The sequence below is a fragment of the Nocardia sp. 852002-20019_SCH5090214 genome (genome assembly GCF_001665865.1).
Taxonomy (GTDB): domain Bacteria; phylum Actinomycetota; class Actinomycetes; order Mycobacteriales; family Mycobacteriaceae; genus Nocardia; species Nocardia nova.
In genome coordinates this window covers 1-553 of record NZ_LZMK01000199.1, presented here as the reverse complement: position 1 = coordinate 553, position 553 = coordinate 1, and the positions used below count along the sequence as shown (strand labels likewise).

The following is a 553-nucleotide window of genomic DNA, read 5'->3' as shown; positions in this document are numbered from 1 at the left end:
GTCCGGCGTCGACGTCGTCGACAATCGTGACGAGCTGGCTGCGCTCGATGTCGGCCAGGCCGTGCTGGAGTGTGGCGACCGCGACGATCTCGTCGCCCCGCTCGCGCAGCCGCTCGATGGTCGCGGCGGTTTCGTCACCGACACCCCAGGTCTCGGGACTTTCGTCGGAGAGGTCGTTCTCGGCGACGTAGTCCGCGATTGCTCGAATGTCTTCGACATCGCCTGCGAGAAGGAAGATCTCCTCGTTGATCTGCTCGCGGTCGGCGTAGCCGGGCCAGAGCTGCAGGTCCGGGTACTGTCCGTCGCGGATCGCTTTGCCGACCTCACGGACACGGGCCTGGTCCTCAGCGGTCATCACCGCGATCTCGGCGGCCATCTGCTTGGCCGTGACGTGGCCTTCGTCGAATCCGGCCAGCAGCTCCGGGATGCGGCCGCGGGCTTCCTCTCCGGGATCGACGAACACCGGGGAGGTGAGCAGGTCGATGTTGCGGGTGTCTCCGGTGAGGTAGTCGACGACGAAGTCGACGCGGGTGCGGTCGTCTGTGGTGAGGCC

Annotated in this window: 1 pseudogene; it reads right to left on the bottom strand. The window is 66.9% G+C overall.

Annotated elements, in window-relative coordinates:
- Positions 1 to 553 (bottom strand): annotated as a pseudogene (locus A5780_RS41000) (hypothetical protein); the annotation flags it as partial.